Annotated in this window: 10 protein-coding genes; 1 reads left to right on the top strand and 9 read right to left on the bottom strand. The window is 71.4% G+C overall.

Annotated elements, in window-relative coordinates; translation table 11 throughout:
• Positions 1 to 290 precede the first annotated feature (290 nt).
• The 9 genes from ACPC54_RS36855 to eccD all read right to left on the bottom strand — a co-directional run bounded on the left by ACPC54_RS36855 (position 291) and on the right by eccD (position 11339).
• Entirely contained in the window at positions 291 to 1976 is a 1686-nt protein-coding gene (locus ACPC54_RS36855) for a ribonuclease J (RefSeq protein ID WP_498971167.1), read from the bottom strand.
• A gap of 170 nt (positions 1977 to 2146) precedes the next feature.
• Entirely contained in the window at positions 2147 to 3046 is a 900-nt protein-coding gene (gene dapA, locus ACPC54_RS36850; protein ID WP_498971165.1) for a 4-hydroxy-tetrahydrodipicolinate synthase, read from the bottom strand.
• Positions 3047 to 3262: 216 nt separating this feature from the next.
• Positions 3263 to 3994, bottom strand: a complete 732-nt coding sequence (gene thyX, locus ACPC54_RS36845; RefSeq protein ID WP_498971163.1) for an FAD-dependent thymidylate synthase — start codon at positions 3992 to 3994, stop codon at positions 3263 to 3265.
• The gene (locus ACPC54_RS36840; protein ID WP_498971161.1) at positions 3991 to 4449 is read right to left on the bottom strand and encodes a hypothetical protein; all 459 of its coding nucleotides are present in this window, start codon (positions 4447 to 4449) and stop codon (positions 3991 to 3993) included. The genes thyX and ACPC54_RS36840 overlap by 4 nt, the downstream gene beginning before the upstream one ends.
• A gap of 7 nt (positions 4450 to 4456) precedes the next feature.
• A complete protein-coding gene (dapB, locus tag ACPC54_RS36835) occupies positions 4457 to 5203 on the bottom strand; it encodes a 4-hydroxy-tetrahydrodipicolinate reductase (protein ID WP_498971159.1) in 747 nt (248 codons plus the stop codon).
• Positions 5204 to 5228: 25 nt separating this feature from the next.
• The gene (locus tag ACPC54_RS36830) at positions 5229 to 6581 is read right to left on the bottom strand and encodes a M16 family metallopeptidase (protein ID WP_498971157.1); all 1353 of its coding nucleotides are present in this window, start codon (positions 6579 to 6581) and stop codon (positions 5229 to 5231) included.
• Positions 6582 to 6728: 147 nt separating this feature from the next.
• Positions 6729 to 8936 carry a polyribonucleotide nucleotidyltransferase gene (locus ACPC54_RS36825; RefSeq protein ID WP_498971155.1) on the bottom strand — a complete coding sequence of 736 codons (2208 nt, stop codon included), beginning with the start codon at positions 8934 to 8936 and terminating at the stop codon, positions 6729 to 6731.
• A 450-nt stretch (positions 8937 to 9386) separates the two neighbouring features.
• The gene (gene rpsO / locus ACPC54_RS36820) at positions 9387 to 9677 is read right to left on the bottom strand and encodes a 30S ribosomal protein S15 (RefSeq protein ID WP_380732529.1); all 291 of its coding nucleotides are present in this window, start codon (positions 9675 to 9677) and stop codon (positions 9387 to 9389) included.
• A gap of 201 nt (positions 9678 to 9878) precedes the next feature.
• The gene (gene eccD / locus ACPC54_RS36815; protein WP_498971152.1) at positions 9879 to 11339 is read right to left on the bottom strand and encodes a type VII secretion integral membrane protein EccD; all 1461 of its coding nucleotides are present in this window, start codon (positions 11337 to 11339) and stop codon (positions 9879 to 9881) included.
• A gap of 365 nt (positions 11340 to 11704) precedes the next feature.
• Here eccD and eccCa point away from each other — a divergent pair, with 365 nt between their 5' ends.
• On the top strand, positions 11705 to 15646 hold the full coding sequence (gene eccCa / locus ACPC54_RS36810; protein WP_498971150.1) for a type VII secretion protein EccCa: 3942 nt from the start codon (positions 11705 to 11707) through the stop codon (positions 15644 to 15646).
• The last annotated feature ends 58 nt before the right edge of the window (positions 15647 to 15704 follow it).

The raw sequence follows: 15704 nt of genomic DNA, 5'->3' as shown, positions 1-15704 counted from the left end.
GGACGCTTCCTTCGAGCCGCCTTCCAGCGGGCCCTCCGGGCGCTTCGTTCTTTCGTGTTTCCAGCTTATCAGATGTTTTCCGCTCCGTTTTCCGGAGTTTCATTCATCCGATTTGGCTTTCGCCTTTCGGCGCTCCCGAACTCTATCAGAGTTTCTCGGTCCGTTTTCCCGGTCGTTCTCGAATTCTGATTCGAGTACTTCCTTGGGGCTCGTCCCGTGGGGCAACCCGGAGAACATTACGCACCGGGCTGCCCCACGTCAAACCGAGGACAGCAGGGGTCGGACGGGGATCAGACCTCGACGACGACCGGCAGGATCATCGGCCGGCGGCGGTAGTTGTCCGCCACCCACTTGCCGATGGTCCGGCGGACCAGCTGCTGCACCTGACGGGGTTCGAGCACCCCGTCGCTCGCCGAGCGGTCCAGGGCCTCCTGCAGCTTGGCGACGACCGGCACGAAGGCGTTGTCGTCGATGCCGGAGCCGCGGGCCTGGATGGTCGGGCCGCCGATGATCTTTCCGTTGGTCGAGTCGACCGCGACGAAGACCGAGATGAAGCCCTCCTCGCCGAGGATCTTGCGGTCCTTGAGCGAGGCCTCGGTGATGTCGCCGACCGAGGAGCCGTCGACGTAGACGTACCCGGCCTGCACCTTGCCGACGATCCGGGCGACGCCCTTCTCCAGGTCGACGCAGACGCCGTCCTCGGCGATGACGACCCGGTTGCGCGGCACGCCGGTGGCGATGCCCAGCTCGGCGGCGGCCCGCAGGTGGCGCCACTCGCCGTGGACCGGCATCAGGTTGCGCGGCTTGCAGATGTTGAAGAAGTACAGCAGCTCGCCGGCCGAGGCGTGGCCGGAGACGTGCACCTTGGCGTTGCCCTTGTGCACGACCTTGGCGCCCCAGCGGGTCAGGCCGTTGATCACCCGGTAGACGGCGTTCTCGTTGCCCGGGATGAGCGAGGACGCCAGGACGACGGTGTCGCCCTCGACGATGCGGATCTGGTGGTCGCGGTTGGCCATCCGGGACAGCGCCGCCATCGGCTCGCCCTGCGAACCGGTGCAGATCAGCACGACCTCCTTGTCCGGGAGGTCGTCCAGCTGCTTGACGTCCACGACCATGTTGCCGGGGACCTTCAGGTAGCCGAGGTCGCGGGCGATGCCCATGTTGCGGACCATCGAGCGGCCGACGAAGGCGACCTTGCGCTTGTACTCGTGCGCGGCGTCCAGCACCTGCTGGATGCGGTGCACGTGGCTGGCGAAGGAGGCGACGATGATGCGCTTGTCCGCGTTCGCGAAAACGTTGCGCAGTGCCGCCGAGATGTCGCGCTCGTGCGGGATGAAGCCGGGGACCTCGGCGTTGGTGGAGTCCACCAGCAGCAGGTCCATGCCCTCCTCGGCCAGCTTCGCGAAGGTCGGCAGATCGGTGAGGCGGCCGTCCAGCGGCAGCTGGTCCATCTTGAAGTCACCGGTGGCCACGACCATGCCGGCGGGGGTGCGGACGGCCACGGCGAGGGCGTCCGGGATGGAGTGGTTGACGGCGATGAACTCGCAGTCGAACGGGCCGATGCGCTCGCGCTGGCCCTCCTTGACCTCCAGCACGTACGGCCGGATGCGGTGCTCGGCGAGCTTGGCCTCGATCAGCGCGAGGGTCAGCTTGGAGCCGATCAGCGGGATGTCCGGGTTCTCCCGGAGGAGGAACGGGACGGCGCCGATGTGGTCCTCGTGCCCGTGGGTGAGGACGATGCCGTCGACCTTGTCGAGGCGGTCCCGGATGTAGCTGAAGTCCGGGAGGATCAGGTCCACGCCGGGCTGCTCGTCCTCGGGGAAGAGGACGCCGCAGTCGACGATGAGGATGCGGTCCCCGTATTCGAGGACCGTCATGTTGCGGCCGATCTCGCCGAGGCCGCCGAGCGGAGTGATGCGGAGGGCGCCTTCCTTCAGGGCGGGCGGCGCTCCGAGTTCGGGGTGCGGGTGGCTCAAAAGACTCTCCTCACGACGCACGCCATATGCCCGGGGTCCTCCCCCGGAGACATATGGCGTGCGTACTCAGTGTCGTTCTTCCTACTGGGTCTGTGCTCTCGCGCCTTCGGTCCGGTCCAGCGGCGGGCCCGCGAGGGTCCGGCGAGCCGGGGCGCGCACGTCTGTGTCTGCTAGAGGTGTACCCCGCCTGCGGCGAGATCCTTCTTCAATCGCGCGATCTCCTCGGGCGTCGCGCCGACCAGCGGCAGTCGCAGCGGGCCGGCGGGCAGGCCCTGGAGCTCCAGTGCGGCCTTGGTGAGGATCACGCCCTGCGTGCGGAACATACCGCTGAACACCGGGAGCAGGCCCTGGTGGATCGTGGTGGCCTTGACCACATCGCCCGCCAGGTAGGCCTCGATCATCGTCTTCAGCTCGCCGGCGACGACGTGCCCGACGACGCTCACGACACCGACCGCTCCGACCGACAGCAGCGGCAGGTTGAGGATGTCGTCGCCGGAGTACCAGGCGAGGTCGGAGCGGGCGATCGCCCAGGCGGCGGCGCCGAGGTCGCCCTTGGCGTCCTTGTTGGCGACGATGCGCGGGTGCTCGCCGAGCCGGACCAGCGTCTCGTGGCTCAGCGCGACGCCGCTGCGGCCCGGGATGTCGTACGCCATGACCGGCAGGCCGGTGGCGTCGGCGACCTGCGTGAAGTGCCGGTACAGGCCCTCCTGCGGGGGCTTGTTGTAGTACGGGGTGACGACCAGCAGGCCGTGCGCACCGGCGGCCTCGGCCTGGCGGGCCAGTTCGACGCTGTGGTGCGTGTCGTTGGTGCCGACGCCGGCCACCACGTGGGCGCGATCCCCGACCGCCTCCACCACGGCGCGGACGAGCTGGGCCTTCTCGGCGTCGCTGGTGGTCGGGGACTCACCGGTGGTGCCGTTGACGACGAGGCCGTCGTTGCCGGAGTCGACGAGGTGCGTGGCGAGGCGCTGGGCGCCGTCGAGGTCGAGCCCGCCGTCGGCGGTGAACGGGGTGACCATGGCGGTCAGGACCCGGCCGAACGGGGTCTGGGGGGTGGAGGTCGGAGCCATGCGTCCAAAACTACTCGTAGGCGGTGGGGCGGTTCCCATGCCGGTCCATGGTTCGGACAGGTGAGGCTGGCCGGAAGGGCGGAGACATGGGATTCCGGTGCTGCCCGCTCGGGGGTTCGGGCAGCACCGGAATCCGTGTTCACGAATGTAGGGAGCGGTCAGAAAAGCCGCAATCCAGACATGCCAGACACTCTGCCGGATGCCCGTCGTCCCAGGTCAGGGGGCGACCCGACCGTGCTTCTCGAAGGCCGCATGGGTGAGCGGCATGAGCCGGGCCCACTGCTCCTCCATCTGCTCGGCGACCATCTCGATCTCGCGCTGCGGGAAGGACGGCACCGCCGAGTTCTCCCGCTTGGTGCGCAGCGAGAGGAAGTGCATCAGCGAGCGCGCGTTGCAGGTCGCGTACATCGAGGAGAACAGGCCGACCGGCAGCACCGCGCGGGCCACCTCGCGGGCCACGCCGGCCGCCAGCATCTCCTGGTAGCGGGCGTAGGACTCGCGGTACGCGGCCTCCATCGCCTCGGTGGTGGTCTTGTGCTGCTCGGGGGTGCCCTCGGCGAACTCGTACTTGCCCGGGCGGCCGTGCTGGACGAGCTTGCGGTCCTCGGCGGGGACGTAGAAGACCGGCTGAAGCTCGCGGTAGCGGCCGGACTCCTCGTTGTACGACCAGCCGCTGCGGTGCCGGTGGAACTCGCGGAAGACGAAGATCGGCGCGCTGATGAAGAAGGTCATCGAGTTGTGCTCGAACGGCGTGCCGTGCCGGTCGCGCATCAGGAAGTTGATCAGGCCCTTGGACTTCTCCGGGTCCTGCTGGACCGCCTCCAGGGACTGCTCCCCCGCGGTCGAGACGCGGGCCGCCCAGATGACGTCCGAGTCGGCGGCGGCGCTGCGGACCAGCTCCACCGTCACGTCTCCCCGGAAGCTGGGGGCCGTCGGTTCGTCGCTCACGCGTTACTCCTTGCGGGTTCGGTGCTGTGCAGCCGGATGGCGTGCTGCATGGTCGTGCGGGCGCGCGGGGTGTCGCCGGCGTCGGCGTAGGCCACGGCCAGGCGGAACCAGACCCGCCAGTCGCCGGGCGCGGCCTCCGCCTCGCCCTTGCGGCGGGCGAAGACCTCGTCGGCGGAGGCCCGGTCGATCCGCCCGCCGGTGGTGCGCTTCAACTCGTCGACGGGCAGGCCGCCCTCGGCCTCCAGCTCGCGGGCGAGCCGTTCGCTGTCCCGGCCGAAGCGGACGGTCTGGCGCAGGAACCAGACGCCGATCATCGGGATCACGAAGGCGCAGATCCCGATGCCGATGCCGAGCGGCTTGCCGGTGGCGATCAGCTGGACGCCCTCCAGCACGCAGATCAGGGACACCAGCAGCAGTACGGCGGACAGGACGAAGAAGCCGGTACGAGAGGTCATTCAGGGCTCACAGGTCAAGGAAGTGTTCGAGGCCGAAGGTGAGGCCCGGGTGGTCGACGACCTTGCGGGCGCCGAGCAGGATCCCCGGCATGAAGCTGCTGTGGTGCAGCGAGTCGTGCCGGATGGTGAGGGTCTCGCCGGTGTCGCCGAACAGCACCTGCTGGTGGGCGAGCAGACCGCGCAGCCGGACGGCGTGCACGGGCACGCCGTCCACGTCGGCGCCGCGGGCGCCGGGCAGGCTGTGGGTGGTCGGGTCCTGCTGCGGCGGCCGGCCGGCCTCGGCGCGGGCGGCGGCGATCAGCTGGGCGGTGCGGGTGGCCGTGCCGCTGGGGGCGTCGGCCTTGCGGTCGTGGTGCAGTTCGACGACCTCGACGGACTCGAAGTACTTCGCCGCGGTCTGGGCGAACTTCATCCCGAGGATCGCACCGATGGAGAAATTCGGCGCGATCAGCAGGCCGAGGCCGGGGGCCTGGTCGAGCCAGCCGCGGACGGTGGCGAGCCGCTCGTCCGTCCAGCCGGTGGTGCCGGTGACCACGTGGATGCCGTGGTGCAGGCAGTAGTCGAGGTTGCCCATCACCGAGTCCGGGTGGGTCAGCTCGACGGCGACCTGGGCGCCGGCCGCGGTCAGCTCCTCCGGCCTGGAGTCGCGTCCGAGGGCGGCGACCAGCTCCATGTCGGGCGCGGCCTCGACGGCCCTGACCGCCTCGGAGCCGATCCGTCCCCTGGCACCGATCACGGCGACACGCAGCGTCATAGCGAAAGTCCTCTCACCAACAGGTTCAGACCAGCAGTTCGGCGAGCTTGGCGGCCCGCCGGTCGTTGACCGGGCCGATCAGCGCCAGCGACGGCCGGTAGGCGCCCAGCACATCACGGGCGACCGCGTGGACGTCCTCCAGGGTCACCGCCGCGATCCGCTCCAGCATGTCGTCCACCGACAGGTGGTGCCCGTAGCTGAGTTCGGCCTTGCCGATGCGGTTCATCAGCGAGCCGGTGTCCTCCATGCCGAGCACGGTGGAGCCGGAGATCTGGCCGATCGCCCGCTGCAGTTCCTCCTCGGTGATGCCCTCGGCGACCACCTTGGCGAGTTCGGCGCGGCAGATCTTCAGCACCTCCTCGACCCGCTTGGGCTGGCAGCCGGCGTAGATGCCGAACAGGCCGCTGTCCGCGTAGGACGAGGAGTACGAGTAGACCGAGTAGGCGAGGCCGCGCTTCTCCCGGATCTCCTGGAACAGCCGGGAGCTCATGCCGCCGCCGAGGGCCGCGTTGAGCACGCCCATCGCCCAGCGGCGCTCGTCGTGCCGGGGCACCCCGGGCACGCCCAGCACCAGGTGGGCCTGCTCGGTGGAGCGGTTGAGCACCTCGACCTTGCCGGCCGTGCGCACCGCCTTGACGCCGCGGCGGGCCTCGGCGGGGGCGGCGGTGGAGCGGGCCAGCACCGGGGCGAAGGCCCGCTCGACCTGCTTGACCACCTTGCGGTGGTCGAGGTTGCCGGCCGCGGCGACGACCAGGTGCTCGGGGCGGTAGCGGCGGTGGTAGAAGCCGGCGATCTGGTCCCGGGTGAGGGACTTGATGGTCTCCTGGGTGCCGAGGATCGGGCGGCCGAGCGGGCCGCTGCCGAAGAGGACCTTGGCGAACAGGTCGTGGACCACGTCGCCCGGGTCGTCCTCGGCCATCGCCATCTCCTCGAGGATGACGCCGCGCTCGGCCTCGACGTCCTCGGTGCGGATGAGCGAGCCGGTGAGCATGTCGCAGACCACGTCGACGGCCAGCGGCAGGTCGGTGTCCAGCACCCGGGCGTAGTAGCAGGTGTTCTCCTTCGCGGTGAAGGCGTTCATCTCGCCGCCGACCGCGTCCAGGGCCGCCGAGATGTCCAGCGCGCTGCGCCGCTCGGTGCCCTTGAAGAGCAGGTGCTCCAGGTAGTGGGTGGCGCCGTTCAGCTGCGGGGTCTCGTCCCGCGAGCCGACGCCGACCCAGATCCCGAAGGTCGCGGAGCGCACCGTCGGGAGGGTCTCGGTGACGACGCGCAGGCCGCCGGGGAGGACGGTGCGGCGCACCGTGCCGGCGCCGTCGACGCCCTTGAGCAGGGTCCGGGTGGTGCCGGGACGCTGCGTCGCGGCCGGGGCGTGGGCCACGGGTACCTCCAGAGAATCGCACGGGAGCGGGCACCGTGCGGACGAACGCGGGGACTTCGTACTGCGGGAGCTTCGTCCTGCGGGGACAACAGGGTGCGGCCCGCACGCCGGGAGGCGTACGGGCCGCAAGGGTCAGCTAGCGGCGCTTCACTCGGAAGCGGCCTCTTCGCCTTCCTCGCCCTCGATGACCGGGATGAGGGAGAGCTTGCCGCGCGGGTCGATCTCGGCGATCTCGACCTGCACCTTGGCGCCGACGCCGAGGACGTCCTCGACGTTCTCGACGCGCTTGCCGCCGGCCAGCTTGCGGATCTGCGAGATGTGCAGCAGGCCGTCCTTGCCCGGCATGAGCGACACGAACGCGCCGAACGTCGTGGTCTTGACCACGGTGCCCAGGTAGCGCTCGCCGACCTCCGGCATGGTCGGGTTGGCGATCTGGTTGATCGTGGTGCGGGCGGCCTCGGCGGCCGGGCCGTCGGCGGCACCGATGTAGATGGTGCCGTCGTCCTCGATCGTGATCTCGGCGCCGGTGTCCTCCTGGATCTGGTTGATCATCTTGCCCTTGGGGCCGATGACCTCACCGATCTTGTCCACCGGGATCTTGATGGTGATGATGCGCGGCGCGTTCGGGGACATCTCGTCCGGGGAGTCGATGGCCTCGTTCATCACGTCGAGGATGTGCAGGCGGGCGTCGCGGGCCTGCTTCAGGGCGGCGGCCAGCACCGAGGCGGGGATGCCGTCGAGCTTGGTGTCCAGCTGCAGCGCGGTGATGAAGTTGCGGGTACCGGCGACCTTGAAGTCCATGTCGCCGTACGCGTCCTCGGCACCGAGGATGTCGGTCAGCGTGACGTAGTGGGTCTCGCCGTCGATGTCCTGGGAGATCAGGCCCATGGCGATACCGGCGACGGCGGCCTTCAGCGGCACACCGGCGTTCAGCAGCGACATGGTGGAGGCGCAGACCGAGCCCATCGAGGTGGAGCCGTTGGAGCCGAGCGCCTCGGAGACCTGGCGGATGGCGTACGGGAACTCCTCGCGGGTCGGGAGCACCGGGATGAGCGCCCGCTCGGCCAGCGCGCCGTGGCCGATCTCGCGGCGCTTGGGGGCGCCCACGCGACCGGTCTCGCCGACCGAGTACGGCGGGAAGTTGTAGTTGTGCATGTAGCGGCGACGCGTCTCCGGGGAGAGCGTGTCGAGCTGCTGCTCCATCCGGAGCATGTTCAGGGTGGTGACGCCCAGGATCTGGGTCTCGCCGCGCTCGAACAGGGCCGAGCCGTGGACGCGCGGGATGGCCTCGACCTCGGCGGCCAGGGTGCGGATGTCGGTGACACCGCGGCCGTCGATGCGGACCTTGTCCTTGATGACGCGCTCGCGGACGGTCTTCTTGGTCAGCGCGTTGTAGGCGGCGCTGATCTCCTTCTCGCGGCCCTCGAACTCGGGGAGCAGCTTCTCGGCGGCGAGCGCCTTGACGCGGTCGAGCTCGTTGTTGCGCTCCTGCTTGCCCGCGATGGTGAGGGCCTGGGCCAGCTCGTCCTTGACGGCGGCGGTCAGCGCGGCGAGGACGTCGTCCTGGTAGTCCAGGAAGACCGGGAACTCGCCGGTCGGCTTGGCGGCCTGGGCGGCGAGCTGGGCCTGGGCGGCGCACAGCACCTTGATGAAGGGCTTGGCGGCCTCGAGACCGGCGGCGACGACCTCCTCGGTCGGCGCCTCGGCGCCGCCCTCGACCAGCTTGATGGTCTTGTCGGTGGCCTCGGCCTCGACCATCATGATCGCGACGTCGCCGTCCGCCAGGACGCGACCGGCGACGACCATGTCGAAGACGGCCGCCTCCAGCTCGCTGTGGGTCGGGAAGGCCACCCACTGGCCGTTGATCAGCGCGACGCGAACGCCACCGATCGGGCCGGAGAACGGCAGGCCCGCCAGCTGGGTGGAGGCGGAGGCGGCGTTGATGGCGACCACGTCGTACAGGTGGTCCGGGTTCAGCGCCATGACGGTGCAGACGACCTGGACCTCGTTGCGCAGGCCCTTGACGAAGGACGGGCGCAGCGGGCGGTCGATCAGGCGGCAGGTGAGGATCGCGTCCTCGGAGGGCCGGCCCTCGCGACGGAAGAACGAGCCGGGGATGCGGCCGGCGGCGTACATCCGCTCCTCGACGTCCACGGTCAGCGGGAAGAAGTCGAAGTGCTCCTTCGGCTGCTTGGACGCGCTGGTGGCCGACAGCACCATGGTGTCGTCGTCGAGGTAGGCCACGGCGGAGCCGGCGGCCTGACGGGCCAGGCGGCCGGTCTCGAAGCGGATGGTACGGGTGCCGAAGGTGCCGTTGTCGATCACGGCCTCGGCGTAGAACACGTTCTCTTCCACCTGGAAGATCTCCTCTTTCGTACGTCTCCGGGAGAGCGTCCCCGCGCTTGCCTGCACGTGGGCCCGGGCCCTCCTGTCAGGGAGGGCGGCAGTCGGGCCGGTCTTCGATCGAAGCCTCCGGGGCGCCCCGCTCGTCTGCGGGGCTTCCGGGGGCCACTACCGAGGACCGGCGGCTACGGCTGCCGGACCGGGGGCGGTCCGCGTCTGGACGCTCTCTCGGATGCGGGCGGCTTCCGTTTGAAGCCTTCGTCCCGCGGGGGGTTCGGGTCCTTCTGCCCGGGTGGCGCGCTGCTGCGCCATCACCCGGCATGCCCACAACCCTACGGTGCAATCCTCGGCCACCTGGGGAGGTGCGCGCGAGTTGTTATGTCCGGGCACCGCGACCCGAGGGTCGCGACATACGCGCGAGGGGCGGCTCCCCGGTGTGGGGAGCCGCCCCGAGCGGCATGACTAGCGGGCGCCGCCGGCGGCACCGCGGCGGATGCCCAGGCGGTCGACGAGCGTACGGAAGCGCTCGATGTCCTTCTTGGCCAGGTACTGCAGCAGACGGCGGCGCTGGCCGACCAGGATCAGCAGGCCACGACGCGAGTGGTGGTCGTGCTTGTGCATCTTGAGGTGCTCGGTCAGGTCCGAGATGCGGCGGGAGAGCATGGCCACCTGGACCTCGGGGGAGCCGGTGTCGCCCTCCTTCTGGCCGAACTCGGCGAAGATCTGCTTCTTGACGTCAGAGGCGAGAGCCACTGCAACTCCTTCAGGGTCTACCGAGCGGTCCTGGTCGACAACACAGGACTCAACGAGAACTCGGTGTCGCGAGCGCGGGCCGCGGTCGGCGGCCCACGGGGTGGGTGGACACACGGCTGCGCTCGAAGGCCAAGCGTACCAGTGCCTCCCACCCGGCCGGTCGGCGGGTGGGAGGCACGGGTCGCGGGTGCGGGGGCCGGGTCAGCCGATGCCGCCGCGCACCAGCCGGTAGACGTCCAGGACGGCGAGCGCGAGCGGCACGAGCGAGATCAGGGTGAGGCTGTCGACCAGGTCCAGCACCCGGCCCCAGAACGGGGAGACGCCGAGCCGGGGCACCACCAGGGCGATCGCGGTGAGCAGCGCGGCGCCGAAGGCGATGGAGGCGCCGAGCCAGATGGTGCGCAGGTCGAGCTGGGTGGTGGAGCCGGCCGCGCGCAGTACGAACTGCGGGGTGTGCAGGGACAGGCCGACGATCAGCAGGCACAGGCCGAGCAGGCCGGCGACGGTGAGGCTGAGCACCTGCGCGGTGTAGCGGAACAGCCGGGCGCGCAGCATCGCGGCCAGGCCCAGGGCGAGGGCGAGCAGTTCCGGGTAAATACGGTCGGAGAAGCCGAGGACGGCGCAGGCGCCGACCACGACCGCGGCGCAGCCGCCGACCAGGCCGACCAGCACCTCGTGGCCGCGGCGGGCCTGCTGGGCGATCCGCTCGTACTGGACGGCCTCGGCGCGCTCGGCCTCCTCGTCGTAGTCGCGGCTGCGGGTGCGGGTCTGGCCGGGGGCGCTGAAGCCGACCGGCAGCCGGGCGAAGCGGGCGGACAGGCCGGGCAGGAAGCCGATCGCGGCGACGGCGGCGACGCCGGTGACGGCGGCGATGTTGCCGGCCGGGGTGCGGGGCATCAGGACGGCGGCGAAGGTGGCGAGGGTGCCGGCGGCGGCGACCAGGGCGGCGGCGACGAACACCGCGTCCATCGTGGGCAGCAGGCCGACGAGCAGGACGGCGAGGACGAGGACGCAGACGCAGCCGACCAGGAACTGGAGCCGGCCGGGGCCGTCCCCGGGGTGGGCGACGGCGAGGATGCCGCTGCCGCCGATCAGGGCGTGCGGCAGGGCGCCGAGGCCGAGGGCGAGCGCGGCGTGGCCGTCCTGGTATACCCGGGCGCGCACGCCGGCGAGGGCGGTGAGGACGACGGCGGTGACGCCGGCGAGGACGCCGGGCAGGCCGTGCATGTCGTGGCGCAGGTCGGAGAACCAGAGCGCGAAGCCGAGCAGGGCGAGCAGGACGCCGGCGCCGATCAGACCGAAGCCGCGCATGAGTTCGGCGGTCCAGAACCGGCGGTCGGCCTGGACGGCGCTGGCGATGGCGTCGGCGACGTCGTCGTAGACGGCCGGCGGGAGGGATTCGGCGAACGGGCGCAGCGCGAGCAGGTCGCCGTCGCGGACCTGCTGGGCGGCGAGCGGCAGGCCGCTGTCGAGGACGGTGCCGTCGCGGCGGACGAGGTGGAAGCCGGTCGGGGTGCCTTCGGGCTGGCTCTGGTTGGCGAGCCGCAGCACCTCGGGGTAGACGTCCGCGAGCGGGACGTCCTCGGGCAGGGCGACGTCGATCCGGCGGTCCGGGGCGACGACGGTGACCCGGCAGTAGCCGGTCGCGGCGGGGCTCGTCATGGCCGCCCCTCGTTCCTTCGACGCACTGGGCGCTCCCCCTCGTTGACGGCCGCGGTCCGGCGGCACTCGGTGTGGCTGCTGCGCGGTGCCGGGGGAACTGGTTCCGCCGGGCCGCGAGTTGGCGCGGCGTTACCCTACCGGGTCGGTTCGTGCGCGGCGGCGGTGCGGGAGCGGCCGGGCCGGGGGCCGGGGACGGGCCCCGAGAGGCGGTGCGGGGGCGACCGTTAGGATCGGCCCCTGCGCGTGGGGGCGGGGGTCGTGGGTCTTGAGTCCCGTACGAGCCGTACGAGCCCGGTGCCGTACGAGTCCAGTTGCGTGAGGGCTGATGCCGAAGTGATCGATCGACGCCGCGGGGTGGATGTCACATGGGTGTGATCACGGTCAAGCGCCCGGCCAGGGCCTATCCGCCGGCGGTGCCGGACGATCCGGTGGCGTTGGAGACGCCGCCGGAGCTGCCCCGGCAGGGCGGCGAGGACTGGTTGATGAGCATCCTGCCGATGCTCGGCATGGGCGGGTCGGCGGTGTTCTTCTTCTCGCCCGGTGCCCAGGCCCCGATGAAGATCATGGGCGGTCTGATGGTCGCCTCGACGCTGGGCATGGTGCTGGCGCAGGTCGTGCGGGCCCGCAAGGGCGGGTCGACGGCGCTGGCGGACGAGCGGCGCGACTACCTGAAGTACCTGCAGCAGATGCGCCGCCAGGTGCGCCGCACGGCGGAGAGCCAGCGCGGGGCGCTTCTGTTCCTGAACCCGGCGCCGGACCAGCTGTGGTCGATCGTGGCGGAGGGCCGGCGGCTGTGGGAGCGGCGCTCCGGGGACGGCGACTTCGCGCAGATCCGGGTGGGCCTGGGGCCGGTGCAGCTGTCGACACCGCTGGTGGCACCGCAGACCGCGCCGATGGACGAGCTGGAGCCGCTGTCGGCGGCGGCGATGCACTCCTTCCTGAAGGCGCACGGCACCCTGCAGGACCTGCCGCTGGCGGTGTCGCTGCGGGCCTTCTACCACATCACGGTGTGCGGGGAGCCGGACGCGGTGTACGGCAACGTGCGCGCGATGATCGCCCAGCTGACCACGCTGCACTCGCCGGACGACCTGCTGGTCGCGGTGGCGGCGGCGCCGGGCGCGGCCGAGGAGTGGGAGTGGACGAAGTGGCTCCCGCACAACCAGCACCGCAAGGAGAGCGACGGCGCGGGCTCGCGCCGGCTGACCGCGCACGACCTGGGCGAGCTGGAGTACCTGCTGCAGGACGAGCTGTCCGGCCGCCAGCGTTTCGTCCGGGACGCCGCGCCGGCGCAGGACCAGCCGCACCTGGTGGTCGTCATGGACGGCGCCGGGGTGCCGCACGACTCGCTGCTGGCGAGCCCGGAGGGCCTGCAGGGCGTGACCGTCATCGAGGTCGTCCCGGGTGACGTGGACGAGCCGAGCGGGCACCTGATGGTGACGGTCAACTCCGAGGAGCTGGTGCTGCGTTCGGCTTCCGGGGCGACGTACACCGGCAAGCCGGACCTGCTCTCGACGTGGCAGTCCGAGGCGCTGGCGCGGCAGTTGGCGCCGTACCGGATCTCGGCGGGCGGCGACGACGAGCCGCTGCTGTCGAACCTGGACTTCACCGACATGATGAGTTCCGGCGACCCGGGCTCCTTCGACGTGGCGCGCAGCTGGCGTCCGCGGGCCCAGCACGAGCGGCTGCGGGTGCCGATCGGGGTGGGGGCGAACGGGGAGCACGTCTACCTGGACATCAAGGAGGCCGCGCTGGAGGGCATGGGCCCGCACGGCCTGTGCGTGGGCGCGACCGGCTCCGGGAAGTCGGAGCTGCTGCGCACCCTGGTGCTGGCGCTGGCGATGACGCACTCCTCGGAGACGCTGAACTTCGTGCTCGCCGACTTCAAGGGCGGCGCGACCTTCTCCGGCATGGCGGACATGCCGCACACCTCCGCGGTGATCACCAACCTGGAGGGCGAGCTCACCCTGGTCGACCGCATGCGGGACGCGATCGAGGGCGAGCTGCACCGCCGCCAGGAGCTGCTGCACCGCTCCGGCAACTACGCCAACATCCACGAGTACGAGCGGGCCCGGGCGGCCGGCGCGGCGCTGGACCCGCTGCCCTCGCTGGTGCTGATCATCGACGAGTTCTCCGAACTGCTCACCGCCAAGCCGGACTTCATCGAGATGTTCATCCAGATCGGCCGGATCGGCCGGTCGCTGGGCGTGCACCTGCTGCTGGCCTCGCAGCGCCTGGAGGAGGGCAAGCTGCGCGGCCTGGACACCTACCTGTCGTACCGGATCGGTCTGCGGACGTTCTCGGCGGCCGAGTCGCGGGCGGCGATCGGCGTGCCGGACGCGTACCACCTGCCGCCGGTGCCGGGCGTCGGCTACCTGAAGTTCGGCGAGGACGTGATGGACCGGTTCAAGGCCGCGTACGTCTCGGGGCCGTACCGGGCGCCGGGCCAGCAGCTGTCGACCGGCGGGCGGCGGCTGAACGCGAGCCCGGTGGAGTTCACCGCGGCGTACGTGGAGCTGCCGGACCCGGTGGAGGAGGAGGTGCCGGCGGTCCAGGAGCAGGACGACGCGCTGGTGGACACCGTGCTGGACGTGTTCGTGCACCGGATGGCCGGCCAGGGCCCGGCGGCGCACCAGGTGTGGCTGCCGCCGCTGGCCGACGCGCCGAGCCTGGACCACCTGCTGCCACCGCTGCAGGTGGTGCCGGAGCGCGGGCTGACCGCGCCCGGGTACCCGGGCGGGCGGCTGCGGGTGCCGATCGGCGTCGTGGACAAGCCGCGCGAGCAGAAGACGGACATCCTGGAGCTCGACTACGCGGGGGCGGCCGGTCACGGCCTGGTCGTGGGCGGCCCGCGCTCGGGCAAGTCGACGGTGGTGCGCACCACGGTGGCCTCGTTCGCGCTCACCCACACCCCGCGCGAGGTGCAGTTCTACCTGCTGGACTTCGGCGCGGGCAGCTTCGGTTCGCTGGCCGGGCTGCCGCACGTCGGCGGGGTGGCCGGGCGTCTGGACGTGGACAAGGTGCGCCGGATGGTCTCCGAGGTGCACGGGGTGCTGAACCGGCGCGAGGAGCTGTTCCGGGCCACCGGGATCGACACCATCGCGACCTACCGGGCCCGCCGGGCGGCCGGGCAGCTGCCGGACGAGGCGTTCGGCGACGTGTTCCTGATGATCGACGGCTGGAACACCTTCAAGCAGGAGTTCGAGGTGCTGGAGCCGGTGATCGCCGACATCGCCCAGCGCGGCCTCGGCTACGGCGTCCACCTGGTGATCACCGCGGCCCGGTACGCGGAGGTGCGCCCGGCGCTGAAGGACCTGCTGCAGAACCGCACCGAGCTGAAGCTCGGCGACTCGATGGAGTCCGAGGTGGACCGCCGGGTGGCGCAGAACGTGCCGCCGCTGGCCGGGCGGGGCATCACCGCGGAGCGGCTGCACTTCCTGGGCGGCCTGCCGCGGCTGGACGGTTCCAGCGCGGTGGAGGACCTGCAGGACGGGGTGGCCGCGCTGGTCGCCGCGGTCGACGGGGCCTGGGCCGGGCCGCGCGCCCCGCAGGTGCGGATGCTGCCGGCCGTCCTGGACGGGACGTCGCTGCCGAAGGGCTTCGAGCACCCGGAGCGCGGGGTGTCCTTCGGCGTGGACGAGGCGGAACTGGCGCCGGTGTTCGTCAACTTCGAGACGGACCCGCTGTTCATCGTGTTCGGCGACACCGAGTCCGGGAAGTCCGCGCTGCTGCGGATGCTGATCAAGCAGATCACCGAGCGCTACACGCCGGAGCAGGCGGGCATCGTGATCGGCGACTACCGGCGCGCGCTGCTGGGCACGGTGCCGCAGGAGTACCTGGTGGAGTACGCGGCCGCGCAGCCGGCCATGTCGACGATCGTGGAGATGCTGCGCGGGGCCTGCGCGCGCCGCCTGCCGGGCCCGGACGTGACCGCCGAGCAGCTGCGCAACCGCAGCTGGTACAGCGGCAAGGACATGTTCGTGATCGTCGACGACTACGAGCTGGTCGCGACGAGCTCGGGCAACCCGCTGGCGCCGCTGGCGGAGTTCCTGCCGTTCGCCCGGGACATCGGCCTGCGGGTGATCGTGGCCCGCAGCGCGGGCGGCGCCGGGCGTTCGCTGTACGAGCCGGTGCTGCAGCGGATGCGCGAGCTGGGCGGGCAGGGCGTGATCCTGTCCGGGAACCGGGACGAGGGCGCGCTGCTGGGCACCGTCCGGCCGCAGGCGCTGCCGCCGGGCCGCGGGGTGTACGTGTCGCGCCGGGTGACCGCCGGGCAGATGGTGCAGACGGGCTGGCTGCCGGTGACGTGACCGGGGGGCGGCGGCCGGACGGCCTCCGCCGGTGGTTACGGACAGTGAGCGAAAGGGG

This window comes from Kitasatospora sp. NPDC094028 (genome assembly GCF_049543595.1).
GTDB lineage: Bacteria > Actinomycetota > Actinomycetes > Streptomycetales > Streptomycetaceae > Kitasatospora.
The sequence above is the reverse complement of the archived record's forward strand: the minus strand, read 5'-3'. Positions and strand labels throughout refer to the sequence as shown.